The organism is Pseudomonas sp. EA_65y_Pfl1_P113, from assembly GCF_963970525.1.
Taxonomy (GTDB): Bacteria; Pseudomonadota; Gammaproteobacteria; order Pseudomonadales; family Pseudomonadaceae; genus Aquipseudomonas; species Aquipseudomonas tritici.
Genome location: NZ_CAXAQM010000581.1, coordinates 1 through 452, shown reverse-complemented (window position 1 = coordinate 452; position 452 = coordinate 1). Strand labels below are relative to the sequence as shown.

Annotated in this window: 2 protein-coding genes; both read right to left on the bottom strand. The window is 71.7% G+C overall.

Annotated features, from left to right (window positions below):
* The coding region (locus AACY52_RS31185) for a hypothetical protein (RefSeq protein WP_339561521.1) at positions 1-261 on the bottom strand (261 nt) is incomplete at its 3' end.
* A partial coding sequence (locus AACY52_RS31180; protein ID WP_339561520.1) for a ubiquinol-cytochrome C chaperone family protein occupies positions 258-452 on the bottom strand: 195 nt, incomplete at its 5' end. The genes AACY52_RS31180 and AACY52_RS31185, both read right to left, overlap by 4 nt.

Sequence of the window (452 nt, the reverse complement as noted above, 5' to 3'; positions counted from 1 at the left end):
CTCGATCGGGTCGAGGGTCACGACGCAGGTCTGGCCCACCCGGGCGCGGACATGGCCCGTGACGTGGACGCGGCCGCCGCTCTTCGGGACGACGTCGAAGCTGGCCTCGGCGGACGGAATCTCGCGCACACCCGCGAGTTCCGCCATCGCCTGCCGCTCGGCGGGCGACGCCGTGAGGTTGCGGTGCAGCCCAGTCTCGGGCAGCTGCGCCAGGATGACGGGAGAACGCCAGGGATCGGGTCCCGGATTTTGCCGGCTCATGATGTGATGTCCTCCCGGATGGCTTGGGGAAACGCGAAGGCCCCGCGCAGCAGCTCGGGCTCGGCTGCCGCGGCGAGAGCGGCCTCGGTGGCCCGCGCATAGGCCGCGAGCTTGTGGGCCTGGTCCATGCCGGTCCCATTCAGGACGTTCTTGCAGATCGCCCCGGCGAGCGCCTCCCCGCCGCTGTCGAC